This is a genomic window from Anoxybacteroides voinovskiense (genome assembly GCF_014196205.1).
In the GTDB taxonomy this organism is placed as follows: domain Bacteria; phylum Bacillota; class Bacilli; order Bacillales; family Anoxybacillaceae; genus Anoxybacteroides; species Anoxybacteroides voinovskiense.
Genome location: NZ_JACIDE010000009.1, coordinates 67,815 through 90,822 on the forward strand (window position 1 = coordinate 67,815; position 23,008 = coordinate 90,822).

25 protein-coding genes are annotated in these 23,008 nt (G+C 43.8%); 7 read left to right on the forward strand and 18 right to left on the reverse strand.

Features of this window, described 5'->3' with window-relative positions; genetic code table 11:
* Positions 1–13: 13 nt before the first annotated feature.
* The 8 genes from GGR02_RS08090 to GGR02_RS08125 form a co-directional block, all read right to left on the reverse strand.
* Positions 14–1,552, reverse strand: coding sequence for an acyl-CoA carboxylase subunit beta (locus GGR02_RS08090; protein WP_183184225.1), 1,539 nt, complete (start codon positions 1,550–1,552; stop codon positions 14–16).
* 4 nt (positions 1,553–1,556) lie between these two features.
* Positions 1,557–2,333, reverse strand: a complete 777-nt coding sequence (locus tag GGR02_RS08095; protein WP_183184226.1) for an enoyl-CoA hydratase — start codon at positions 2,331–2,333, stop codon at positions 1,557–1,559.
* An 81-nt stretch (positions 2,334–2,414) separates the two neighbouring features.
* Positions 2,415–3,323, reverse strand: coding sequence for a hydroxymethylglutaryl-CoA lyase (locus GGR02_RS08100; protein ID WP_290908989.1), 909 nt, complete (start codon positions 3,321–3,323; stop codon positions 2,415–2,417).
* 78 nt (positions 3,324–3,401) lie between these two features.
* The gene (locus tag GGR02_RS08105) at positions 3,402–3,614 is read right to left on the reverse strand and encodes an acetyl-CoA carboxylase biotin carboxyl carrier protein subunit (RefSeq protein ID WP_183184227.1); all 213 of its coding nucleotides are present in this window, start codon (positions 3,612–3,614) and stop codon (positions 3,402–3,404) included.
* A 78-nt stretch (positions 3,615–3,692) separates the two neighbouring features.
* Positions 3,693–5,045: an acetyl-CoA carboxylase biotin carboxylase subunit gene (gene accC, locus GGR02_RS08110; protein ID WP_183184228.1), complete on the reverse strand. Its 1,353-nt coding sequence runs from the start codon at positions 5,043–5,045 to the stop codon at positions 3,693–3,695.
* A 9-nt stretch (positions 5,046–5,054) separates the two neighbouring features.
* On the reverse strand, positions 5,055–6,692 hold the full coding sequence (locus tag GGR02_RS08115; protein WP_183184289.1) for an AMP-binding protein: 1,638 nt from the start codon (positions 6,690–6,692) through the stop codon (positions 5,055–5,057).
* A 51-nt stretch (positions 6,693–6,743) separates the two neighbouring features.
* Positions 6,744–7,886: an acyl-CoA dehydrogenase gene (locus GGR02_RS08120; RefSeq protein ID WP_183184229.1), complete on the reverse strand. Its 1,143-nt coding sequence runs from the start codon at positions 7,884–7,886 to the stop codon at positions 6,744–6,746.
* 126 nt (positions 7,887–8,012) lie between these two features.
* Complete coding sequence (locus GGR02_RS08125) at positions 8,013–8,648, reverse strand: TetR/AcrR family transcriptional regulator (RefSeq protein WP_183184230.1); 636 nt, start codon at positions 8,646–8,648, stop codon at positions 8,013–8,015.
* A 147-nt stretch (positions 8,649–8,795) separates the two neighbouring features.
* On the opposite strand from GGR02_RS08125, the gene GGR02_RS08130 reads away from it, so the two are divergent.
* Complete coding sequence (locus GGR02_RS08130) at positions 8,796–9,341, forward strand: flavodoxin family protein (RefSeq protein ID WP_183184231.1); 546 nt, start codon at positions 8,796–8,798, stop codon at positions 9,339–9,341.
* 74 nt (positions 9,342–9,415) lie between these two features.
* Here the strand turns inward: GGR02_RS08130 and GGR02_RS08135 are convergent, their stop codons facing one another.
* Positions 9,416–10,027 carry a sterol desaturase family protein gene (locus GGR02_RS08135; protein WP_373286618.1) on the reverse strand — a complete coding sequence of 204 codons (612 nt, stop codon included), beginning with the start codon at positions 10,025–10,027 and terminating at the stop codon, positions 9,416–9,418.
* Positions 10,028–10,152: 125 nt separating this feature from the next.
* Here GGR02_RS08135 and GGR02_RS08140 point away from each other — a divergent pair, with 125 nt between their 5' ends.
* From GGR02_RS08140 to GGR02_RS08145, 3 genes are read left to right on the forward strand one after another with little or no spacing between them, the layout of a single operon-like run.
* Positions 10,153–10,410: a DNA alkylation repair protein gene (locus GGR02_RS08140; protein WP_183184232.1), complete on the forward strand. Its 258-nt coding sequence runs from the start codon at positions 10,153–10,155 to the stop codon at positions 10,408–10,410.
* Complete coding sequence (locus tag GGR02_RS17495; RefSeq protein ID WP_260175018.1) at positions 10,404–10,535, forward strand: hypothetical protein; 132 nt, start codon at positions 10,404–10,406, stop codon at positions 10,533–10,535. The genes GGR02_RS08140 and GGR02_RS17495 overlap by 7 nt, the downstream gene beginning before the upstream one ends.
* Before the next feature lie 12 nt (positions 10,536–10,547).
* On the forward strand, positions 10,548–10,802 hold the full coding sequence (locus GGR02_RS08145; RefSeq protein ID WP_183184233.1) for a DUF6154 family protein: 255 nt from the start codon (positions 10,548–10,550) through the stop codon (positions 10,800–10,802).
* 27 nt (positions 10,803–10,829) lie between these two features.
* On the opposite strand, the gene ilvA is transcribed toward GGR02_RS08145, so the two are convergent.
* On the reverse strand, positions 10,830–12,038 hold the full coding sequence (ilvA, locus tag GGR02_RS08150) for a threonine ammonia-lyase (protein ID WP_183184234.1): 1,209 nt from the start codon (positions 12,036–12,038) through the stop codon (positions 10,830–10,832).
* A gap of 55 nt (positions 12,039–12,093) precedes the next feature.
* Entirely contained in the window at positions 12,094–13,296 is a 1,203-nt protein-coding gene (locus tag GGR02_RS08155) for an MDR family MFS transporter (RefSeq protein ID WP_183184235.1), read from the reverse strand.
* Between the two features lie 98 nt (positions 13,297–13,394).
* Here GGR02_RS08155 and GGR02_RS08160 point away from each other — a divergent pair, with 98 nt between their 5' ends.
* Positions 13,395–14,525 carry an MFS transporter gene (locus tag GGR02_RS08160; protein ID WP_183184291.1) on the forward strand — a complete coding sequence of 377 codons (1,131 nt, stop codon included), beginning with the start codon at positions 13,395–13,397 and terminating at the stop codon, positions 14,523–14,525.
* Between the two features lie 18 nt (positions 14,526–14,543).
* On the opposite strand, the gene GGR02_RS08165 is transcribed toward GGR02_RS08160, so the two are convergent.
* A complete protein-coding gene (locus GGR02_RS08165; RefSeq protein WP_183184236.1) occupies positions 14,544–15,749 on the reverse strand; it encodes an MFS transporter in 1,206 nt (401 codons plus the stop codon).
* A gap of 187 nt (positions 15,750–15,936) precedes the next feature.
* On the opposite strand from GGR02_RS08165, the gene GGR02_RS08170 reads away from it, so the two are divergent.
* Positions 15,937–17,187: a two-component system sensor histidine kinase NtrB gene (locus GGR02_RS08170; protein ID WP_183184237.1), complete on the forward strand. Its 1,251-nt coding sequence runs from the start codon at positions 15,937–15,939 to the stop codon at positions 17,185–17,187.
* Positions 17,188–17,301: 114 nt separating this feature from the next.
* Positions 17,302–18,672, forward strand: coding sequence for an MATE family efflux transporter (locus GGR02_RS08175; RefSeq protein ID WP_183184238.1), 1,371 nt, complete (start codon positions 17,302–17,304; stop codon positions 18,670–18,672).
* A 24-nt stretch (positions 18,673–18,696) separates the two neighbouring features.
* On the opposite strand, the gene GGR02_RS08180 is transcribed toward GGR02_RS08175, so the two are convergent.
* The 6 genes from GGR02_RS08180 to deoD all read right to left on the reverse strand — a co-directional run bounded on the left by GGR02_RS08180 (position 18,697) and on the right by deoD (position 22,828).
* The gene (locus GGR02_RS08180) at positions 18,697–18,828 is read right to left on the reverse strand and encodes a YjcZ family sporulation protein (RefSeq protein ID WP_183184239.1); all 132 of its coding nucleotides are present in this window, start codon (positions 18,826–18,828) and stop codon (positions 18,697–18,699) included.
* Between the two features lie 48 nt (positions 18,829–18,876).
* On the reverse strand, positions 18,877–18,975 hold the full coding sequence (locus tag GGR02_RS08185; protein WP_084256263.1) for a YjcZ family sporulation protein: 99 nt from the start codon (positions 18,973–18,975) through the stop codon (positions 18,877–18,879).
* 120 nt (positions 18,976–19,095) lie between these two features.
* Positions 19,096–20,016, reverse strand: coding sequence for an EamA family transporter RarD (rarD, locus tag GGR02_RS08190; RefSeq protein ID WP_183184240.1), 921 nt, complete (start codon positions 20,014–20,016; stop codon positions 19,096–19,098).
* Between the two features lie 130 nt (positions 20,017–20,146).
* Entirely contained in the window at positions 20,147–21,001 is an 855-nt protein-coding gene (locus tag GGR02_RS08195; RefSeq protein ID WP_183184241.1) for a cation diffusion facilitator family transporter, read from the reverse strand.
* 217 nt (positions 21,002–21,218) lie between these two features.
* Positions 21,219–22,082 carry a M15 family metallopeptidase gene (locus tag GGR02_RS08200; RefSeq protein ID WP_373286617.1) on the reverse strand — a complete coding sequence of 288 codons (864 nt, stop codon included), beginning with the start codon at positions 22,080–22,082 and terminating at the stop codon, positions 21,219–21,221.
* A gap of 41 nt (positions 22,083–22,123) precedes the next feature.
* Entirely contained in the window at positions 22,124–22,828 is a 705-nt protein-coding gene (gene deoD / locus GGR02_RS08205; RefSeq protein WP_183184242.1) for a purine-nucleoside phosphorylase, read from the reverse strand.
* Between the last annotated feature and the right edge of the window lie 180 nt (positions 22,829–23,008).

Consider the following 23,008-nt stretch of genomic DNA (forward strand, 5'->3'; position numbering starts at 1 on the left):
TTTGGCAAGTTAGTTAGACGGGATAGACGCCATGCTTTCGTTCTGAGAACGTCATGTATTTTGTACGGTACGCATCAAAGCGGCGAATTAATTCCTCGCGAAGCGAATTCGGAGCGATAATCCCGTCAATCACCATTTCTGAAGCGAGACGGTAAATATCGATATCGCGGCGATATTCTTCCCGCTTTTGCTCAATAAATGCCGCGCGTTCTTCTTCTGGAAGCTCGGCAATTTTGTTGGCGTACACTGCATTTACCGCCGCTTCCGGTCCCATGACAGCAATTTGCGCGTTCGGGAACGCTAAGCAGCAATCCGGTTCAAATGCTGGCCCTGCCATTGCATAAAGACCAGCCCCGTATGCTTTGCGGACGATGACCGATATTTTCGGAACGGTCGCTTCGGACATCGCCGAAATCATTTTGGCTCCGTGACGAATAATGCCAGCGCGTTCTACTTTTGTGCCAATCATAAAGCCTGGGATGTCGGCTAAAAAGAGAAGCGGAATATGGAACGCATCGCAAAGCGTAATAAATTTTGCCGCTTTATCGGCGGAGTCATGGAACAAGACACCGCCTTTGACGCGCGGCTGGTTTGCGATAATGCCAATCGGTTCGCCGTTTAGGCGGGCAAGCCCTGTAATAAGTTCGGGCGCGAACAATTTTTTAATTTCGCAAAACGAGCCTTCATCAATGAACCGTTCAATTAAATCGTACATATTAAATGGCGCATTTTGGTTGACTGGCAAAATGTCCTCGATTGTTTTTTCAAACATTTTTGGCGGTCTTGCTTCATGAACAGGTGGTTTCTCGCTAAAGTTTGCTGGAAAATACGACAAATACTTACGCGCAAACTGAATCGCTTCTTCTTCTGTTTTGACAAGCACATCGCCGCAACCGGATACGCTACAATGCATGCGCGCTCCGCCCATTTCTTCGAGCGTCACTTTCTCCCCGATGACCATTTCTGCCATGCGTGGAGAGCCTAAGTACATCGACGCGTTTCCTTCGACCATAATGACGATATCACAAAACGCCGGAATGTAGGCGCCACCAGCGGCAGATGGTCCGAACAATAAGCAAATTTGCGGTACTTTCCCTGAAAGTTTGACTTGGTTGTAAAAAATGCGCCCTGCCCCGCGACGACCTGGAAACATTTCAATTTGATCCGTAATGCGCGCACCAGCGGAGTCCACTAAATATAAAATCGGGCAACGAAGTTTCTCAGCTGTTTCTTGAATGCGAATAATTTTTTCCACCGTGCGCGCTCCCCACGACCCCGCTTTGACGGTTGAGTCGTTTGCCATGACGCATACCGTTTGCCCGTTAATTTTCCCGACGCCAGTGACAACGCCATCTGCAGGCAGGCCGTCCGCAAGACAATTCGCAAACAAGGCGTCTTCGAACTGCATGCCGTCATCGAATAATAGCTTTAGTCGGTCGCGGACGAACAATTTTCCTTGTTCCGCGTTTTTTCGGTGATATTTTTGTTCCCCACCTTGCTCAATTTGTTTTGTGCGTTCGATTAATGTTTCCGTTAACGTTTTTCCGTTCATAGTTCTACTCCCCTTTATAGACCGGTTTTCGTTTTTCTTTAAAAGCAGCTAGCGCCTCTAAACGGTCTTTTGTCGGAATTGTGACTTCATACGCCATTTGTTCGATTTTTAGCCCTGTCGATAAATCGACGTCAAGCCCGCGGTTAATGGCAAGTTTTGCTTGGACGACGGCAATTGGACCGTTTTGGGCAATTTGTTGGGCAAGTTCGTTAGCTTTTGCCAACAGTTGTTCACGCGGGACGACGTGTTCGACAAGCCCGATGTCTAGCGCTTCCGTAGCGGAAATGCGTTTGGCGGTGAAGATGAGCTCTTTTGCTTTTCCTACCCCGACTAAACGAGGAAGCCGCTGCGTTCCGCCAGCGCCTGGAATAATAGCAAGCGATGTTTCGGTTAAACCGAGCAGCGCATGGTCAGCAGCGATGCGAATATCACACGCCAACGCCAACTCCAACCCTCCGCCGAACGCCGAACCGTTCAACGCACAAATAACTGGCTGTGGAAGCTGTTCAAATGCGTTAATGGTGTCGCGAATAAGCGCGACTGTTTGGCGCACTTCCGTTTCGTTCATGCCAGCGCGCTCTTTTAAATCGGCGCCTGCGCAAAACACTTTTTCTCCGCTTCCCGTAACAATGACCGTGCGGATATGTTTCGCGAATTTCAAATCCCGTAACAATTGTTGCAATTCATTCAGCAACGTGACCGATAGCGCGTTTGCCGCTTCCGGTCGATTTAGCGTAATCCACGCAACTCCATTTTCTACTGTATAAAGAACGGCTTCCATTCTCCCATCTCCCTTTGATTAAGTAAATACTCCTATGATGTTCTACACACGTCAGCGCCCGCGAGCGCGTCGATTTTACTATTAAGTACGGCACGAAGTAAGTGCTTGCAAATGGTGGCTATGGAGCGCTCGCCCGATTTTTTCTTGAATAAATAAGGCCGCTTCCGTTAAGCGATCAAGGTCAACGCCAGTAGAAATCCCCATGCTGTGTAGCATGTAAAGCAAATCGTCTGTCGCCACATTTCCCGACGCTCCCGGAGCATATGGGCAGCCCCCTAATCCGCCGAGCGAACTATCGAACGTAGTAATGCCCATTTGCAAAGACATGAGCACGTTCGCTAACGCCGTACCGCGCGTATCGTGAAAATGCATCGCGAGCTTTTCTTTTGGGAATCGCTTAAGCAATACTGTCAGCACTTCTTCCACTTGGCGAGGGTTGGCGACGCCAATCGTATCGCCAAGCGACAATTCATCAATGCCCATTTCTAACAATTTTTCGGCGACATTGCTGACTTGTTCGACGGAAATAGTCCCTTCATACGGACAGCCGAATACGGTCGATACATAGCCACGTACCGTTTTTTGTGCTGCTTTCGCTTCACGAACGACGTCAGCTAAAATTGGAAACGTTTCTGTGATGGATTTATTAATGTTTTTCCGATTGTGCGTTTCGCTTGCCGACATAAAGACAGACACTTCATCGACGTTGGCGGCAAGCGCTTTTTCTAATCCCTTTTGGTTTGGGACAAGTGCGGCATACGTTACACCTTCTACTCGTTCAATGTTCGTTGCTACTTCGTATGAATCCGACAGTTGCGGAATCCATTTTGGCGACACGAACGATGTAATTTCAATGTATCGCAATCCAGTGTTCGCTAGCTGATGAATCCAAGCAATTTTGTCTTCTGTTGCAACCGTGACCGCTTCGTTTTGCAGTCCGTCGCGCGGTCCGACTTCTTTAATAATGACATGCTCAGGCCACTTCATCATCATCGGGCGATTCCTCCTTTCGCTTAACAATGGTAGAGCTTTTTACAAGCCACCACTTCCAAAGCCTAATGTTTTCGTTCATTCCAACGTCAATAAAACGTCTCCCTCGTTGACGAAATCGCCCTCTTGCACGTGAATTTCTTGTACCGTTCCGTTTGCTTCTGCAGCGATTGGAATTTCCATTTTCATCGATTCTAAAATGACGACATCTTGCCCTTCTTCCACTTGTTCTCCTACGGTGACAACAATTTTCCATACGTTCCCTGCCATTGTTGCTACTACTTGTTTCATTGCTCATTTCCTCCCATTTTAGTATTTTATGTAAGCGAGTCTTCCGCTTCGATAAGCGGAAGACATCTTCAGAATTGGCTATTTCGCCGACTGTTTATACAAATGTGTTGAAATAAAATTCGTTGTTGTATGTCCCGCTTGAAATGCCGGATGATTCAATACTTCTTTTAACATCGGAATATTCGTTTTTATCCCTTCTACTTGATAGTGCGAAATCGCCTGTACCATCCGCGCAATCGCTTCTTCTCGAGTGTTACCTTTTGTAATCAGTTTGGCAATCATCGGGTCATAAAATGGCGTGACTGCGATGCCGCTTGTTACCGCTGTTTCGTTGCGAACGCCTTCTCCCTCCGGCAGCTGAAAAGCGGTAATCGTCCCAGGCGACGGGAAAAATGTTTTCGGGTCTTCGGCATAAATACGCACTTCAATCGCATGACCGTTCCGTTGGATGTCTTGTTGCGTGTAGCCTAACCGTTCGCCAGCAGCCACCCGAAGCTGTTCTTCGACAAGGTCGATGCCTGTAACTTCTTCCGTCACTGGATGCTCAACCTGAAGACGTGTATTCATTTCGAGAAAGTAGAAGTTTTTTTGCTCATCAACAAGAAATTCAATCGTTCCAGCGTTCGTGTAACCAATATATTTTGCCGCACGCACCGCTGCTTCGCCCATGTTCCGGCGCGTTTCTTCGTCTAAAAATGGCGACGGTGCCTCTTCAATGACTTTTTGATGCCGACGTTGAATCGAGCATTCCCGTTCCCATAAATAGACGCAATTTCCGTGATGGTCAGCAAGAAGCTGAATTTCAATATGCCTTGGGTTTTCAATATATTTTTCTAAATACATCGCACCATCGCCAAAGAAAGACGCCGCACGTTTTTGGTTTCCTTCAAACGCTTTCCGCAATTCTTCCTCGTTGCGGACGATTTGCATTCCAATTCCGCCTCCGCCAGCAGATGCTTTTAACATAATCGGGTAACCGATTGTTTCCGCAGTTTTCACCGCTTCTTCCACATCTTGCAGCGGAAACGAAATGCCAGGAACAATTGGAATACCAGCTTCCGCCATCGTTTTCCGTGCTTCAATTTTACTTCCCATGCTAGCGATGACGTTCGCGTTTGGACCAATAAATACAATTCCTTCTTCTTCGCAGCGGCGAGCGAACGTTGGATTTTCTGATAACAAGCCGTATCCTGGGTGAATGGCTTCGGCCTTTGTTTCTTTAGCGATTTCGATCATTTTTTCGATATTTAAATAGCTTTCACTCACCCGTGGTTTCCCGATGAGAAACGCTTCGTCCGCCCATTTCACATGAAGCGAGTCGGCATCTGCTTCGGAATAGACCGCGACCGTCTGGATGCCTAGCTTTTTGCACGTCCGAATGACCCGGGCAGCTATTTCCCCACGGTTGGCAATTAAAAGTTTTTTAAACATACAATCCCCCTATTCTGTCACAAGTCCAAGTCGCTGTTTCGCCTGTTCACGCAACTTAAATTTTTGAATTTTCCCTGAAGCTGTCATTGGATAAGCATCGGTAAATTCGATGTAGCGCGGAATTTTATGGCGCGAAATTTTCCCGCGACAAAATTCGCGAATTTCTTCTGCTGTTGCCGTTTGTCCTTCTTTTAAAATGATCCACGCCATCACTTCTTCTCCATATTTTTCGTCAGGCACACCGACGACTTGAACGTCTAAAATTTTCGGATGTTTATATAAAAATTCCTCGATTTCTCGCGGATAAATGTTTTCCCCACCGCGAATGATCATGTCTTTTAACCGACCTGTAATGCGGCAGTACCCATTTTCATCCATGACCGCTAAATCGCCTGTATGGAGCCACCCATCTTCATCAATCGCTTCTTTCGTTGCTTCTGGATTGTTATAATATCCTTTCATGACGTGATAGCCGCGCGTACACAATTCCCCTTGCACGCCACGCGGTACCTCGTTATTCGTTCCTGGTTCTACGATTTTCACTTCGACGTTCGGAAGGGCTCTACCGACCGTTTCGACGCGCAAATGAATTGGGTCGTCTGTTCTCGTTTGCGTAATGACTGGGGATGATTCTGTTTGCCCATAGGCAATCGTAATTTCTTTCGCCCCCATTTTTTCGATAACTGCTTTCATCACTTCGATTGGACAGTTCGAGCCTGCCATAATTCCCGTACGTAAAGATGATAAATCGAATGTTTCAAAGTCTGGGTCGTTCAACTCAGCGATAAACATCGTTGGAACTCCGTGCAACGCGGTGCATTTTTCGTCTTGCACTGTCTGCAATACTTGTTTTGCGTTAAATTCTTGCAGCGGTACCATCGTTGCGCCGACGGAGACGCATGCTAATGTGCCGAGAACGCAACCGAAACAATGGAAAAACGGAACCGGAATGCATAAACGGTCGTCTTTTGTTAGTTTCATGCATTGGGCGATGTTGTAAGCGTTGTTGACAATGTTGTAGTGGGTCAACATGACTCCTTTTGGAAACCCGGTCGTTCCTGAGGTGTATTGCATGTTGATGACATCGTGCGGGTCAAGGGAGTTCATTCGTTCGTCTAGTGCTTCTTCTGTTACGTCGTTGGCCATCGCCAATAAGTCGTTCCATGAGTAAGTGCCAGAATATCGTTTGTCGCTTAACACAATGACATTTTTTAATTTTGGTAGCCGTTTTGCTTTTAGTTGTCCAGGTTCGCATTCGTTTAACTCCGGAGCAATTTCATAGATCATGTCAATATACGAAGAATCTCGATATTGTTCGATTAAAAGCAACGTAGTAGAATCTGATTGTTTTAGCAAATATTCTAATTCGGCTGTACGGTAGTTCGTGTTGACCGTGACAAGCACTGCGCCCATTTTGCCAGTCGCAAACTGGCAAGCAAGCCATTCGGGAGTATTCGTCGCCCAAATGGCGATATGCTCTCCTGCTTCAATTCCTAATTTCATCAATCCACGGGCAACGAAACGGCAATAGTCGTCAAATTGTTTGTACGTCATTCGTAAGCCGCGATCTGCATAAACGACCGCTTCATGGTCTGGGTGCGCTTTTGCTTTTTCCTCGAGCAATTTCCCTACTGTGATATTCAACATGCCAACCATAAAATACCCCCCCTGTTTCACCTTGCGTACGTTTCCAGCCGATTAGCATCCAAGTTGACGGGCAATCACGAGCCGTTGAATTTCCGACGTTCCTTCGCCGATTTCCATTAGTTTAATGTCGCGTAAATGGCGTTCCACTCCGTATTCTTTCATATAGCCATAACCGCCGTGAATTTGAATTGCTTGGTTGCACGCGCGAAATCCTGCTTCTGATGCAAAAAGTTTGGCGTAAGCCGCTTCTTTTGTAAACGGTTTCCCTTGATCTTTTAACCATGCCGCTTTGTGTACCATGTTGCGAGCAAGTTCAATTTCCATCGCCATATCTGCAAGTTTGAATTGAATGGCTTGGAATTTAGAAATGGACTGCCCAAATTGGGTACGTTCTTTTGCGTATTGAAGCGCTTTCTCGAACGCGGCTTGTGCAATGCCAACAGCAAGTGCTGCGATGGAAATGCGTCCGCCGTCAAGCGTGTATAAAAATTGTTTAAATCCTTTCGTCGGGTCGCCAAGTACGTTTTCTTTCGGTACGCGCACGTTTTCAAAGACAAGTTCACACGTATTAGAAGCACGAACGCCCATTTTGTCATAGTCGCAGCGAATCGTAAAACCAGGGGTGTTGGTCGGAACGATAATGGCAGAAATCACGTTTTTGCCACGCTCATCTTTCCCTGTAACTGCAGTGACAATGACTTGTCTTGCGTGTCCTGCGTTTGTGATCCAACATTTTTCACCGTTGATGACGTATTCGTCGCCGTCAAGCACCGCTTTTGTCCGCGTTCCACCAGCATCAGAACCAGCGTTTGGCTCTGTCAATCCGAACGCGCCTAACGTTTCCCCTTTTGCCATCGGAACTAGCCATTGTTGTTTTTGTTCTTCTGTTCCGAAATAGTAGATCGGGCTTGCGCCAAGTGAAACAGCGGCCGCATAGCTCAATCCAGTTCCACCGCACGCACGACCAATTTCTTCCACGGCAATCGCATAGGAAATCGTGTCACCGCCTGCCCCACCGTATTGTTCAGGAAACGGGATGCCTAAAAGCCCTAACTCGCCCATTTTTTTGAATACTTCGACAGGAAAATACGCTTCTTCATCCCATTTCGCCGCGTTTGGTGCAATTTCCTTCTCCGCAAACTCACGCACCATTTCTTTAATCATTTGTTGCTCTTTTGTCAGTTCAAAATTCATCGTTTCTCTCCCCCATTGTTTAATATATTAGAACCGACTAGTCGGTTTACAGAAAGCACAAAGACCGACTAGTTGGTTTGTTTACGTTATTTAACCTGTGACCTTTATTTCATCTGTAATTTTTTGTTAAATCATTTGTTTACTCGCTAAGAAAAAGGATATGTTTTCCACTTTTTGCTTCGCTTCTTCCGTCAAGACGGAATGCAAAATGAAATCGATAAAATGGGTCGCGATTTGTTCAATCGTCATTGGACCGTTTGGTTTATACCATTTATACGTCCAGTTCACCATGCCAATAATGCTCATGCCGGTAATTTCAACAGAAAGTTCAGGACGAAATTCTCCTGCTTCTATCCCTTCGCGAATGACTTGGAAAATGACTCGTTTAAACTCGTCGCGCTTTTCGTTAATTTTTTGCGAGTATTCTGGCCGTAAATACGTAGACTCTTGATAAAAAACAGTAATATGTGGCTTATATAAATGGAATACTTTCACAAACGACTGAACGATCGCGCATAGCCGCTCTGTTGGCGTATGGTAATTTTTATATGCGTCTTGTGCTTTGTTTAATACATACGTAATAAATACGTCGTGAATATGGTAAAGAAGCTCATCTTTTGATTTAAAATTATGGTAAAATCCACCTTTTGAAGCGTCACTTTCTGTTACAATCCGATCGACTGTGACCCCGTGGTAACCATATTGCTCAAACAAGCGCAATGCTGTGTCAATAATTCGTTCTTTTAACGTTTTTTCTGCCATGAGAAACCCCTGCTCTTTCATGTTAACATAATTTTTTTGAAAAGTTAAATATTTTTTATATCGCTATTTATAACATACGGAATCGCTGCATGAAATGTCAATCATCATTTATAATAAGATAGACGAAAATAGAAAGAGGTTGATAGTATGCCAAACATTTTATTGCTAAACGGAAGCTCGCGAGAAAATGGGAATACGGAACAACTAACCAATATATTACTGCAAGATGTGGCGCATACGCACGTGAATTTGCGAGATTTTCTCATTCAGCCAATCGAGGACAAACGTCACACACCAGGTGGATTTACGGAGGTAGCCGACGATTATGAAAAACTTATTCAACTCGTCCGCGAACATGACATACTCGTATTTGCGACACCGATTTATTGGTATGGGATGAGTGGACAAATGAAGTTGTTTGTCGATCGTTGGTCGCAAAGTTTACGCGATCCGCGCTTTTCCTTCAAAGAAGAAATGAAAACGAAAAAAGCATTCGTTGTCCTTTGCGGCGGTGACGATCCGTACGTGAAAGGACTTCCCCTGCTACAACAGTTCCAATACATTTTTCAATTTTTCGGCACCGAATGGCTCGGTTATGTTATCGGGAAAGGAAATGCACCTGGTGAGGCGCTCAATGACCAACAAGCAGTTCAACAAGCAAACTATTGGAATAAAGTGTTTCGTTCTTTTTAACCTAATTCCGAGAAAAATCTCCCACTTCAAGCTAAGTGGGAGTAGTTTATCTTTCCCTCCATTATGGGAAGAGGCTATTTTTTGTTCATCAATTGCTTCGCTGTTTCGCTTCTCGGCACGTCTTTTTCATCTTTAAACGTGCCAAATACGATGTCCATGGATGGATTCGTTACGCCGAACCAAAAGTTTTCGTTTTTATAGTGATGCCAAAGGTGAATTTTTTTCATCCACTTTCCCCATCTTGTTCGCGGTTGAATCGGACGGTGCGCCACATAGTGGGTCCATTCGTAATAAAGGAGGGCTACTGCTAAGCCAGCATATATCGCGAGTGCGTAGGCAAGCTGTGGGAAAAGAAGATACGTTGCAACGCTAATGGCGATCATTTGCGGAAAACTGTACCAAATCGGCAAAAATAATAGTTCGAGGTCGTTTGGGTGCACGTGATGGTCATAGTGAAGCCGCTTCAGCAACGAAAGGAAAAACGGATGTTTTGGCGGCTTCATATGAAAAAGAAACCGATGGGTCAAGTATTCGCTTACGACATACAACACGATCCCGAGAAAAAACGGCAAGAAAACAAACCAACTTTGCGCCAAAACGGCTGTGGCAACGAGCGAAATGAAAGCGGTTGCAGACATGAAAACAATGTCCTTTACCGAAAAAAATTCTTTTATATACTTCCCCACTTCTTCTCACCCTTTCTGTTACTTTTCATTTCTTCATCTTTATTTCGCCGCACTTCCCTTCATTCCTCTCTTCGCATGCATAATTATCCTTCTCGTTTGAAAAATAAGAAATGGAGGTGATTCGTTTGGAACCGATGTTATGTCCAGGATGCAAAACAAACCGAACGCGGTTTAATATTATTGAACAGCACCCAAAAGCAGTCAAGCTTCATCCGCAAACTGGGGAAATTGAAACCGAATATACGAACGGAGCGCTCGATCCGTTTCATCTTCCTTATCGCGGCCCGAGTTACCGCGTGCAATGCGCTGCCTGCGGATTGATTGAAAATGCGGAAACGTTCGTCAAGCATGCACAACATTTTTCGGAGGTGAACAAATGGTGAAAAAACAGACCCCATCTAACGAAGTAGACCAAAAAGCGCTTGTCAACGAAAAAGCGAAAAAAGCGCAGACAGAAGAAAATAAGCACGTTCGCCGCGTGACATTAAACGGCGCTGACGGACAATAGCGAGGGACAGTCGTGAAATTTATCGACGAATTATACGAATATTATAAAGACCGGCTCAGTGGCGATGAAGAAGACGCAGAGATTTTAACAATGTCCGTATTAGAAGAGTTAAGCCGTGAAGATTTGTTGGAACTTATAAAAGAAATGGACGACGCCGAATTAGTTGGCATGGTTGGGCTGTATATGCTCGAAAGGTTAAAAGCAAAAATGGCACAAGAAGGAATCGGACAAACGAAATGGTTCTCCTCTCCATCGATTATCCATTAAAAAGGATGGCCTAGTAGCCACCCTTTTTTATTGGAAAAATTCCACATCGTACCCTTCTTTTATTAACACTTGATGAATGTGATGAATATGGTCTTGGTTTTTTGTTTCGAGCGAAAAATGAATTTCTGCCTGTCCCGGCAACACTTTTGCGCCGATTCGTTGATGATGGATGGACATCACGTTTGCTTCTAATTCAGCAATAATGCGCAGTAGTTTATTCAACTGTCCTGGTTTATCGGAAATAACGGTCGTAAATGTCACAAACCGGCCTGATTCGACTAGCCCACGCTCAATGATGCGGGAAATGAGCGTAACGTCGACATTTCCGCCGCTTAGCACTGCTACGACTTTTTTGCCGGTAAACGGAAGCTTATGATATAACAGCGCTGCCAGCGAACATGCTCCGGACCCTTCCACTAATAATTTATTTCGCTCCAACAAATAAAGCATCGTGCGCGAAATTTCCGCTTCTTCGACGCATACAACTCCGTCAACGTATTTTTCAATATACTCGTACGTAATGTTGCCAGGTTTTTTGACCGCAATGCCGTCGGCGATTGTATCGGAAGACGTGATCGTCACTGGCTTTTTATGGCGAAGGGCTGCAGTCATACCTGGGCAAGCGGTCGACTCTACCCCGTATACTTGAATCGACGGTTTTAGCTGCTTTAATGTAAAAGCTAAGCCAGCAAGCAATCCACCACCGCCCACTGGGCATAATACTACTTCTGCGTCTGGAAGTTGTTCTAAAATTTCTAAACCAATCGTTCCTTGCCCTGCCATTACCGCTAAATCGTCAAACGGATGAACGAACGTCGCTTGCTGTTGTCGCTGCAGGTCAAGCGCATATTCCAATGACTCATCAAACACGTCCCCATGTAAAATTACGTCTGCCCCGTACCCTTTTGTTGCCTGCACTTTGCTTAGCGGTGCTCCCTTTGGCATGACGATCGTGCACGGAATACCAATCATCGTACTCGAATATGCGACCCCTTGGGCATGGTTTCCAGCGGAAGCGGCAACTACTCCACGCTGTCGCTCCTCTTCACTTAACGACATAATTTTATTAAACGAGCCGCGTACTTTAAACGAACCAGTTTTCTGCAAGTTCTCTAATTTCATGTATACTTCGTTGTGGGAAAACTGGCTGAACGTTTGTGAATGTTCCAATGGAGTTTGGTGAACAATTCCTTTCATTTTTTCTCTTGCTTGCAAAACATCATTAAGCGTTAACATGTGTATCACCTTGTTCATCATGAGGTTAAACGGTTGCATTGCCATTATAGCGAATTTATGCACTGTATTCCACTGTCTGCTTTTTTTCTTTTACTAAATAGGCGACATAAAAAAGAAAAGGAAACCCCAAAAAGCTTAGGAGTGCTAGCGAAGCAAATAAATATCCGCCTTGCGACACGCCAAAAAAAGAAAGTAAAAAACCTCCGACTACGGGACCGAACGCGTTGCCGATGGAGGTAAATCCCATTGCGCCAAAATAGAGCCCTTTCATCTGCGGTTTCGCGATTTGGTCGACAAATAAATCGGTCATCGTAAACATCATTACCTCTCCAATAGTAAAGACAACCATCGCCGTTACTAGTAATAGCGGGTGGTGAAATAAACCAAATAGGCATAATCCAATACCGCTAGTTATTGTTCCGAGCGCAATTGATACTGCTGGTGAATACAGTTTGCCGATGCGCGTGATTGGATATTGGGCGATTAATACAGTAATTGCATTGACGACGATTAAATAAGAAAATAGTTGAACTCCATCGGTGTAGGACGATACGTATTGCGGAATAGTAGAGTTAAATTGCGAATACCCTGCTACTCCTAGCGTAATGCCAATCATTCCTAATAAAAAAATTTTATCATGAACAATTACCGTGCACGCGTTCCAAAAAGTAACGCGTGTTTCTTTTGGTTGAGAGGAAACCGTTTCACGTTGAGACATCCACCATAACGACAACCCATACAACGCATAAATGAATGCGGTCAACCAAAACGCTGAAGTCGAAGAAGCACTGCCCATTTTTAATCCGAAGAGTGGACCAATCGCCGCTGCGACATTAATTGCCGCATAGCGCAAATTAAAGACAAGCAATTTATGTTCTTGCTTTGTTACGTCGGACAAAAGCGCCCGAGAAGACGGTTCAAAAAAAGAACGGCATATTCCGTTTAAAGCATTCAATAAAAAAAAGAGCCATACATCGTTTGCTATCGCAAAACCGATAAAGACAAGCGACCAAAGCCATACAGAGCCAATCATGACGTTTTTGCGGCCAAAACGGTCAGATAAATATCCGCCAATAAATCCGCTAAATATGCTGACAAACGAACTTATGCCAATAATCATGCCTGCCTCTATTGCGCTTATCCCTTTTACTTTTGTTAAATAAATGGATAAAAACGGAATCGTCATAAACGTTGCCGCTCTTGCAAAAAAAGTTCCGATAATGATATGTAGACTAATACGGTTTAATTTTTTCCACATAGAGTATTTCTCCTTTGAAAATAAGTTGGTGCTCGATTATGATAAGAAGAGCATTATTTTACTGGAGGTGATAGCAATTGAATCTCTCGCTTTTATTCATGGTGATGTTTCTTGTGATGTCCGGGTTTGGCATTATTATTCCTGTTCTTCCGTTTTTTGCGGAAAACTTAGGGGCTACGCCGACGGAGCTCGGGCTGTTAATGGCGGTATATTCGTTGATGCAGCTGTTGTTTGCACCCGTCTGGGGTCGCCTGTCCGATCGATACGGTAGAAAACCGTTTTTATTGCTCGGCATTAGCGGGTTGGCGCTTTCCTTTTTCTTATTTGCCATCGCTAATACCCTTTCGCTGCTGTTTATTGCACGCATCATCGGCGGAATGTTATCGGCAGCGACGATGCCGACAGCAACCGCCTATGTCGCAGACGTTACTTCCGTTGAAGAACGCGGAAAAGGAATGGGAATGATTGGGGCAGCGATTGGACTAGGGTTTATTTTTGGTCCAGCGATTGGCGGAGTACTTTCGAAAAACGATTTACATACACCGTTTTGGTTAGCTGGGTGTCTTTCGCTTGCCACTTTCTTACTTGTACTCGTTTTTTTAAAGGAGTCACTGCCAAAAGAAAAGCGAACACATCGCGCACCGAAGCGATTGGCATTATCCATATGGAAAGAGCCTGTTATGTTTTTATACCTTTTGCAATGGTTTGTTTCTTTTTCGCTAGCGGGCTTAGAAGCAACGTTTGCTTACTACGCAGCGCAACGGGCAGGGCTTCATTCCGTTGAACTTGGCTATATTTTTATGATGATGGGGCTAGCGAGCGCGTTTGTTCAAGGTGGATTGATTGGCAAGCTGATTCGCACATTCGGCGAAGGAAAAGTTATCCAAAGCGGAATTGTGCTTTCTGCGCTCGGGTTTGCGCTTATTTTGCTCGTTCATAACTTTTGGACTGCTGCTTTCTATTTGTCGATTTTCGGGATAGGAAACGGTGTCATCCGTCCATGTCTTTCCTCACTCATCACGAAGCAAGCACCAGATAGTGAAGGGAGCGCTGCTGGATTCCTTTCTTCCTTTGATTCACTCGGCAGACTAGTCGGGCCGCCGCTTGCTGGATGGCTTTTTACGATCACCGCCTATTTGCCATATGTGCTTGGCATCGCTTTATGTAGTCTGGCTTTTCTCTGCTATTATTTGTTTGTTGCCAAGCAAAAGAGCCATGCGATCGGATAAGGGAAGCAATCTCTTCCCTTATCCAGCAGAAGAATCGTTTCGCTGCAAAGAAACCGAATTACCTGTTTCGCGCACGAAGAAATAGATAAGAAGTAACAATGACAAACCGCTAAATAACACTACCATCTTTTCGAGACCAACGACATCAAGGAAAAAGCCTGTTCCGAGCAAGACGATTTGAAATAATACGCGATCTAACATATTTTTCAAAGAAAAAAAGCGACCGTGATATTCTTTCGGGATGTTCGTTTGAAAAATGGTCGCTGTAATTGGGAAAAAGCACCCTACGCTGAATCCAAATAAGGCGAATGATGCTAATGAAGCGATTTTCATCGCTGCTAAATATAACGAACCTTGCGAAACAGCAATTAGAAAGGAAAAAATATATAGCAGCTTTCGCAAATCACGATTCCTCGTCATTTGCTTCACAGCAAACGCACCGACCATAAAAGCAATTCCTTCTGTCGTGTATAACAATCCCTTTATTGCGCGATCGTGCTGCAACTCACTAATGCTCATGACGATTAAGTTAAATCCCCCAAGGAATAGCATTGGAATGAGCGTTAATAGCAACGCGATTTTCACAAGTGGATACTTTTTTAATAACGGAATCATCTCTGTAAACCGCATTTTAGGACGCTGGTTGGACTCGTTTGTATGTTCATCATTAGGAACGTTTAGAAAAAACGTCACTCCGAATAATATTACGTAAGCGACGAAACTCGCGATATAAAGCGACCGAAGGCTTACAAGCGCAAGTAACATCCCTCCTAGCGCTGTTCCTGCAATTCGCGAAATGGTGGAAACATTCATATGAATCCCATTTATCGTAAGCAATTCTTTTTCCTCTACAATTAATGGAATCGTTGCTTGAAGGGCAGGAAAATAAAAAGCAGCAGAGATTTGAAACGTTACCGTAAAAACAAGCATCCAACTAATGGATGAAAAATGAAGCGCTAGCAACATAAACGTGACACTGATCATCCGAAGAAAACCGGAATACAGTAAGACAATTTTTTTGCTATAACGGTCACACACTTTGCCAGCGAATGGCCCAACGAGCACTCCTGCTAATAGCCCAATAAACAAAATAAGCGATTTGAAAAAGTCAGACGGGACGTGTTGTTGTAAAAATTCTAAATTACCGATGATCCCGAACCAAAGCCCTAGCCCTGCTACAAGTTCGCCCGCTAAAATAATCCATACATTTTTATTTTTCCACATTACACCTCTCCCTTTCTTTGCCAATTTATTGTATCATAATGTTTCGTTTAACGAAATATTTTTTTATTTTGCTGATTATTTAGAACATAGTTTTCTAAAAATAAAAAAATCCCCTCTAGCCGAGTGGCGAAATTTTCGGTACACTACTAACGAACCTTTGTTTTTTTTAGATAAGGAGCAATGACGAATGGATAGGAAGATAGAAAAAAGAAGCGCGGAATTGGAAAAAGAAGTTCAATTTTATAAACGTTTTATTCAACAGTTGCCATTTCCTTTTCAATTCACAGACTATTCGTTAGGAATGACGATGACGAAAAAACGTGGAACAGCTGAGCCAGAAATTCGGTTTGACGTGGCTACTCATCAAGCACCTGCAAAACTTCAGCTAGATATTGATCCGATTTCGGACTTGCCGTTTGAAAAAGTGGAAGCATTTTTAGCCCCGATTCTCGATCTTGTTCCCCATCATATCGTATTTGTCGATGGGAACGGCATTATCACTCTTTGTAACTTGCAAGCTGCAAACGATACCGGTGTAGACCGCGATGCGATGATTGGCAAACATATTCGCGAACTACTGAAACTACCAGACGAACTCATTATGACGCTTAAATCGATTGAAAAAAATGAGCCGATTTACAACCAAGAAGTATTAGATCGTTATTACGGAATTATTAATACGCGCTTTATTCGAAATGAAGATGGCTCGATTAAACGCGTCATTAGCATGTTTCAATCGCTCAATTTAATGAAAGAAACAGAAAAATTAGCTGTCGCCGGTCGCATCGCCGCTGGGATTGCCCATGAAATTCGCAATCCTCTGACAACGGTGCGCGGATATTTGCAGTTTTTTAAAAACGAACTTCCCGACCGAATTGTGTCGCTTATTGATAAATTGCTTATTCCTGAATTAGATAGAGCCAATGGAATTATTACCGATTTTTTAAACATTGCGAAACCAGCGGAAGTAAAGGCAGAAAAGATGAATATTAACCAATTCATTACGGAAGATTTAGGGATTTTGCTGCATAGCGAGGCATTGCTTCGTGATGTGGAAGTCCATTATCAGTTGGATGAACGACTAAGCAACTACGACGTAGAAGCAGATAAAAATCAGCTCCTGCAAGTGTTTTTAAATCTTTTCCATAACGCAGTAGAAGCAAAAGTAAAAAAAACGATGCGTATTTCGATTACAAGCAAACTGCATAACAACATTGTGCAAATTTTCTTTTGCGACGATGGCCCAGGGATTCCGTCAACAATTATTGATTATATTTTTGACCCATTTTTCTCGACAAAAGAAACAGGAACGGGACTCGGATTGTCATTGTCGCGCAAAATCATTGAACTACATAAAGGAACAATGAAAGTGCAAAGCGATGAAACCGGCACATGCTTTTTACTTGAATTGCCTGTTTATCCTCGTGCCTCTTTATGAGGCGTTTTTTTGTTATAGGTTGTTTATTTAGAACAATGTTTCATTTATTTTTAGGGTTGTTTATTTTCCATTTTTTTCGTAACCTATAGTAATAGCGAGAAGGGAGGTTTTTACGTGAGACAGACGTTTTCACCTAAAGAAAAGATGTGGCAATTGCTTCATCTTCTGTTGCCTGTATTGGTCACACAAGTTGGGCTTTATGCGATGAACTTTGCAGATGTGGCAATGTCGGGGCATGCTAGCGCACAAGACTTGGCTGGAGTGGCGATTGGGTCAAATATTTGGGTTCCTATCTTTACAGGTCTAGGTGGTATTTTGCTTGCACTTACTCCGGTCGTTTCGCACCATCTTGGCGCCAAACGTCCTGAACAAATTCCATATTCGGTCATGCAGGCGGTTTATTTAGCCGTTATGATTGCTTTCGCCATTCTGTTTATCGGGTCGTTTACACTGCCAAGCATATTAGCCATGATGCAGTTAGAAGAAAGTGTAAAGGATATTGCCTATCATTATTTAATTGCACTTTCGCTTGGTATCATTCCGTTATTCATATACCACGCACTTCGCTGTTTTATGGACGCACTCGGGCAAACAAAAATAACGATGTTCATTACATTAAGTTCTTTGCCGGTCAATGTTGTGTTTAACTATTTGCTTATTTTCGGGAAGTTTGGTTTTCCGGCATTAGGTGGTGTCGGCGCTGGGTACGCGACGACAATTACGTACTGGTTTTGCTTAGTTGTCGCGTTATTCGTCACAACGAGATGTCGCCCGTTTTCTCATTACGGGCTTTTCCGCTCGTTTCCTTCTCTTTCCGTTGCCGCATGGAAAGAGTTGTTGAAAATCGGGCTACCGATTGGCTTTGCCATTTTCTTTGAAACGAGCATTTTTGCAGCCGTCACATTGTTAATGAGCCAATTTAACACGGTGACAATTGCAGCGCATCAAAGTGCGATTAATTTTGCTTCCCTTCTTTATATGATTCCGTTAAGCGTATCGATGGCGTTAACGATTGCGGTCGGATTTGAAGCAGGAGCGAAACGTTATGTAGATGCAAAGCAATATAGCATTCTTGGCATTAGTATTGCCGTCAGCACCGCGGTCATTACTTCGCTTGTTCTTTATGTATTCCGCGGCGAAATAGCAGCTCTCTACACAAACGATGAACCTGTATGGGAGTTGACAAAACAATTTTTATTATACGCGATCTTTTTCCAGTTTTCTGATGCCGTCGCTGCACCTATTCAAGGGGCACTTAGAGGATATAAAGACGTAAACGCTGCTTTTCTTGCTGCACTTTTAGCCTATTGGGTCATCGGATTGCCAGTTGGCTATGTATTGGCTAATTACACTGCCGCTAAAGCGTTCGGCTATTGGATCGGGCTTATTACCGGATTAGCTGCCGGTGCAGTCTTTTTATCGTTTCGTTTATTGCGCGTTCAAAAGAAAGAGCATAACGAACAAAAGGCGGAAGAAGCGTGTTAGCCTCTCCGCCTTTTTGTTAAAAAATTAGCACCATGCGGCACCGACGATAATTAATAAGATAAACAACACAACGATGAGCACGAAGCCGCGCCCATAGCCGTATCCACCATATCCATAGCCGCCGTAACCATAACCGTATCCGTATCCAAATGGCATCTCTTTCCCTCCCTTTTTTACAAAGTAACGTTTTCATAGGCGCAGGGATTAGTACCCCCAACCACCAACAAATGCCGCACCAACAATAATTAACAAAATAAACAACACAACGATTAACGCAAATCCGCCGCCGTAAGCTGCACCCATCTTGAGCACCTCCTTCACTATTGTACTTGTAGACTATTCATCTAATGGGAAAAAGGTTAGATATTTTTACGAAAATGGGTATTTGCCGACTAAAAAACGGACTGCCTACTGGACAGTCCGTTATCTTGCACCAAATGAATTTCGTTGGACAATTTTATGATGCCATCCTTGCATTCGTTTTGTTTTGGCAAATGAAAAAACGATAAGGGCAAGCCAAATGCAGCTGAACGCGTATAAGTGCGCTTTTGTAAACGGTTCGTGAAACAAAAAAACGCCTAACATTAAGCTTAATGTCGGAGAAAGATATTGTAAAAAGCCGACCATCGTTAAAGAAATTCGTTTTGCCCCTTTAGCAAAATATAAAAGCGGCAAAGCGGTTGCTGGGCCTGCTCCTACCAATAAAAATGTTTGCCAATTGGATAATGAAAGCGGTTCGCTATGTATGATAAGATAAACAAACGAAATTGGCATGACAACCATTGTTTCAAACGTTAATCCAATGGCTGCTTCAAATGAAGCTAATTTTTTCGTTAGTCCATAAAAAGCAAACGATAAGGCAAGCGATAAGGCAACGAACGGAAACTTTCCGTATTGGAACGTAATAATTAACACACCGCAAAGCGCAAGCAAAAACGACACCCATTGCCATATGTTTAGCCGTTCTTTTAATACAACCATCCCTAAGGCAACGCTAAATAGCGGGTTAATATAATACCCTAAACTCGCTTCGACGATATGGTCATGATTGACTGCCCATATGTAAATAAACCAATTGGCGCTAATTAAACAGGCAGACGCGATGACCCCGATCGCTAGTTTCGGCTGCTTCCATATCTCAACAATCTGTGCCCGAAAGAGCGAAAATTGCTTCGTTACAACGAGCAAGCCAATCATAAAAACGAACGACCAAACAATTCGGTGGGCCAAAATTTCTGCTGCTGCATAATTGTCCAACAGTTTCCAATAAAGCGGTAAAATCCCCCACATAAGATAAGCTGCTGCGGTATAAAAAATACCAAGCTTTCGTTCATGTTCGTTCATCACTATATCTCCTTGTTTTCCAAGTTGGCAATAGTTTTATTATAAACGGTTTTTATCGCTTTTCCAAGAAAAAGCATTTCTATGACTTCCCCCACCATTTTTCTTATCTTTTAAAAAACCATTTAATCGTTTATGAGTGATTAAGGTCTGGTTCGATATGTACGTGCGTCGTTTCGATGTGGTATTGGTTTTTCATCATTTTTTCTATTTCGTCGGCAATTTCGTGGCTCTCGGCAACCGTTAAATCAGCGGCAACGTGAATAGTGACATCGAGAATAATTTGGTTGCCGACCATTCTCGCCTTCACATCCGATACTCGCTTCACCCCATTAATCGATGCAATTTCTTGTTCGTACGCCGTTAACGCTTGTTCGTCAAACCCGTCGGTTAGCAAATGTGACGTTTCGAAAAAAATATGCCATGCCGTTTTACAAATAATGACGCCGATGAGCAAGGCGGCAAGCGGATCAAGCCACCATATTCCCCATTTCGCCCCGAAAATTCCAACGACTGTTCCCATGCTGACAAGGGCATCGGATAGATGGTCTTTGGCAGCAGAAGCAAGCGCCTGACTGTTCACTCGTTCAGAAAGCCGTTTATTAAACGAATAGACGACAAACATTATCGCGGCAGAAAACATCCCAACCCATGCCGCAATAAATTGTGGCACCTCCTCTTTCCGATGAAAGAGCGACATTCCTCCTTTGCCGACGACATCTAGACCAATTGACATCATCATAAACGCCGCAATAAGCGATGAAATGTTTTCCGCACGTGAATGGCCGTACGGATGGTTATGGTCGCGCGGTTTTTGCGCGATTTTAATGCCGATTAAAATCGCGACGGACGAAATAATATCACTGAAGTTGTTCCAGCCATCTGCTGTGACCCCATCGGAATGAGCAACATACCCAATGATTAACTTTATCATTGCTAAACTAATATAACTGCCGATGCTCACCCATGCTCCTAGTTCTGGTTTCATCTTTTTCACCCTTATTTTTCTTGCTTGCACGTATTAGTTTACCAGCATCGGATCGTGTGAGTCTACAGCAACAAAATTGTGACGTCGAACAACTATAGAAGGCGACAAACTTTTTCTCCCTTAGCGAAATTTATTGGATAAAGGAAAAATAATTATTTACATAAGTTTTATTATGTAAACTATATAACTATAAACGGATGCTCGCCTTGAGCATCCGTTATACTTTTTTCACTATTTGGAAATATTCTTCTAACGTGATGTTTTTTTCATAAATGACTTTTGCTGCTTTTTGCCCAACATATCGAATGTGCCATGGCTCGTATTGATAGCCCGTGATGGCTTCTTTTCCTTTTGGGTAGCGAATAATAAAGCCGTATTCGTGGGCGTGAACGGCAACCCATTTCCCTTCGTTCGTGTCACCAAATGAAGCAGTAAGGTTAGCTTTTATGCTTTGGCTTGAAATGTCGATGGCAAGCCCGGTTTGATGTTCGCTCTGTCCTGGAAATGCCACTGCATGAACGGCTTTTTCTTTCCCGTTTTTCTTCACTTCTTCATCGAACAGTTCTTTTTGCCGCTCATACGACCGATAGCCGGAAACCGCTATGAGCGATATTCCTTCTTTTTGTGCTGCGGCAAATAGTTGTTCAAGCGCCCTTGCTGCTTCTAGGCGCATGTACCGTTTTTCCACATTTGTTTCGGAAAACGAAAACGGCACGTTCGGAACGACTAAATCGTTCGGTTTATAGGAAGCTGGCAAACTTTGTTCTTTATTGACGAGCGCTAATATATTCGTTGGGTTCATAATGATTTTTTGGCCGTTTTTCACTTCGATGACGTTCCAATATTTCGCCTCTAAAAATAAATCTTGGTCAACCGGTGGGTGTTGGGCAGGTTGTTCTGTGCTAGGTTGCTCTATATTAGGCTGTTGCTCTTCTGTCGTCGGTGCTTCGGTCGAAGGTTGTTTTTCGTTTTTGTTTTCTACTTGCGGCTTCGTTGGTTGTGCATGTTGTTCAACGGGCGCGCAACCGGCTGCAAGGCAAACCGCAGTGAGCATTAATAATGTGCGTTTCACTTTCTTCACCTTACTTGGAAACACCCTTGGAGAACCAAGGGTGTTTTTGTTTACACACGAATCGCAGCTTCTAAAGCGACTTCAATCATTTCATTAAACGTCGTTTGCCGCTCTTGCGCTGTCGTTTCTTCTCCGGTTAAAATGTGGTCGCTTACCGTTAATACAGAAAGCGCTTTACGACCGAATTTAGCAGCTAGCGTATAAAGAGCCGCTGTTTCCATTTCTACTGCAAGCACACCGTAACGAGCCCATTTTTCAAACTCTGCATTGTCATTGTAGAACATATCTGCGGTGAATACGTTCCCTACTTTTAATTGCAACCCTTTTTCGACCCCAACTTCATAAGCTGTTCGCAACAAATCGAAGTTTGCCGTTGGTGCATAGTCGACTCCTCCGAAAGTAAGCCGATTCATTTGCGAATCCGTTGAAGCGCTCATCGCTAAAATGACGTCGCGCACCTTCACATCTTTTTGAATCGCTCCGCACGTGCCGACGCGGATTAACGTTTGGACGTTATAGCTTTGCATTAATTCGTTTACATAAATCGAAATTGATGGAACGCCCATCCCTGTTCCTTGTACCGAAACGCGATGGCCTTTATATGTACCCGTAAATCCAAGCATACCGCGAACGCGGTTATAGCAAGTTGCCCCTTCTAAAAACGTTTCCGCAATATATTGCGCTCGGAGCGGATCGCCTGGCAACAAAATTTTATCGGCAATTTCATGTTCCTTTGCTTCGATGTGAATGCTCATCTGTTTGTCCTCCTTCATTCTCAGTCATGGGAATTTCCCTTTCTCATTGTACACCCTTTATCGTTTAGATACAATGGGAGGACGGATGGATGTCAAAAAGGCAACAAACGAAAAGGGGCCACGAGTGTTGATTATCCATTATTTTACTAAAAAACACAGAATCATTTGACTGAACACAAG

Coding starts and splice junctions, on each gene's coding strand:
- GGR02_RS08090 (WP_183184225.1), bottom strand. CDS start 1,552: ATGAACGGAAAAACGTTAACGGAAACATTAATCGAACGCACAAAACAA.
- GGR02_RS08095 (WP_183184226.1), bottom strand. CDS start 2,333: ATGGAAGCCGTTCTTTATACAGTAGAAAATGGAGTTGCGTGGATTACG.
- GGR02_RS08100 (WP_290908989.1), bottom strand. CDS start 3,323: ATGATGAAGTGGCCTGAGCATGTCATTATTAAAGAAGTCGGACCGCGC.
- GGR02_RS08105 (WP_183184227.1), bottom strand. CDS start 3,614: ATGAAACAAGTAGTAGCAACAATGGCAGGGAACGTATGGAAAATTGTT.
- accC (WP_183184228.1), bottom strand. CDS start 5,045: ATGTTTAAAAAACTTTTAATTGCCAACCGTGGGGAAATAGCTGCCCGG.
- GGR02_RS08115 (WP_183184289.1), bottom strand. CDS start 6,692: ATGTTGAATATCACAGTAGGGAAATTGCTCGAGGAAAAAGCAAAAGCG.
- GGR02_RS08120 (WP_183184229.1), bottom strand. CDS start 7,886: ATGAATTTTGAACTGACAAAAGAGCAACAAATGATTAAAGAAATGGTG.
- GGR02_RS08125 (WP_183184230.1), bottom strand. CDS start 8,648: ATGGCAGAAAAAACGTTAAAAGAACGAATTATTGACACAGCATTGCGC.
- GGR02_RS08130 (WP_183184231.1), top strand. CDS start 8,796: ATGCCAAACATTTTATTGCTAAACGGAAGCTCGCGAGAAAATGGGAAT.
- GGR02_RS17495 (WP_260175018.1), top strand. CDS start 10,404: ATGGTGAAAAAACAGACCCCATCTAACGAAGTAGACCAAAAAGCGCTT.
- ilvA (WP_183184234.1), bottom strand. CDS start 12,038: ATGTTAACGCTTAATGATGTTTTGCAAGCAAGAGAAAAAATGAAAGGA.
- GGR02_RS08155 (WP_183184235.1), bottom strand. CDS start 13,296: ATGTGGAAAAAATTAAACCGTATTAGTCTACATATCATTATCGGAACT.
- GGR02_RS08160 (WP_183184291.1), top strand. CDS start 13,395: ATGGTGATGTTTCTTGTGATGTCCGGGTTTGGCATTATTATTCCTGTT.
- GGR02_RS08165 (WP_183184236.1), bottom strand. CDS start 15,749: ATGTGGAAAAATAAAAATGTATGGATTATTTTAGCGGGCGAACTTGTA.
- GGR02_RS08170 (WP_183184237.1), top strand. CDS start 15,937: ATGGATAGGAAGATAGAAAAAAGAAGCGCGGAATTGGAAAAAGAAGTT.
- GGR02_RS08180 (WP_183184239.1), bottom strand. CDS start 18,828: ATGCCATTTGGATACGGATACGGTTATGGTTACGGCGGCTATGGATAT.
- GGR02_RS08185 (WP_084256263.1), bottom strand. CDS start 18,975: ATGGGTGCAGCTTACGGCGGCGGATTTGCGTTAATCGTTGTGTTGTTT.
- rarD (WP_183184240.1), bottom strand. CDS start 20,016: ATGAACGAACATGAACGAAAGCTTGGTATTTTTTATACCGCAGCAGCT.
- GGR02_RS08195 (WP_183184241.1), bottom strand. CDS start 21,001: ATGAAACCAGAACTAGGAGCATGGGTGAGCATCGGCAGTTATATTAGT.
- deoD (WP_183184242.1), bottom strand. CDS start 22,828: ATGAGCATTCACATCGAAGCAAAGGAACATGAAATTGCCGATAAAATT.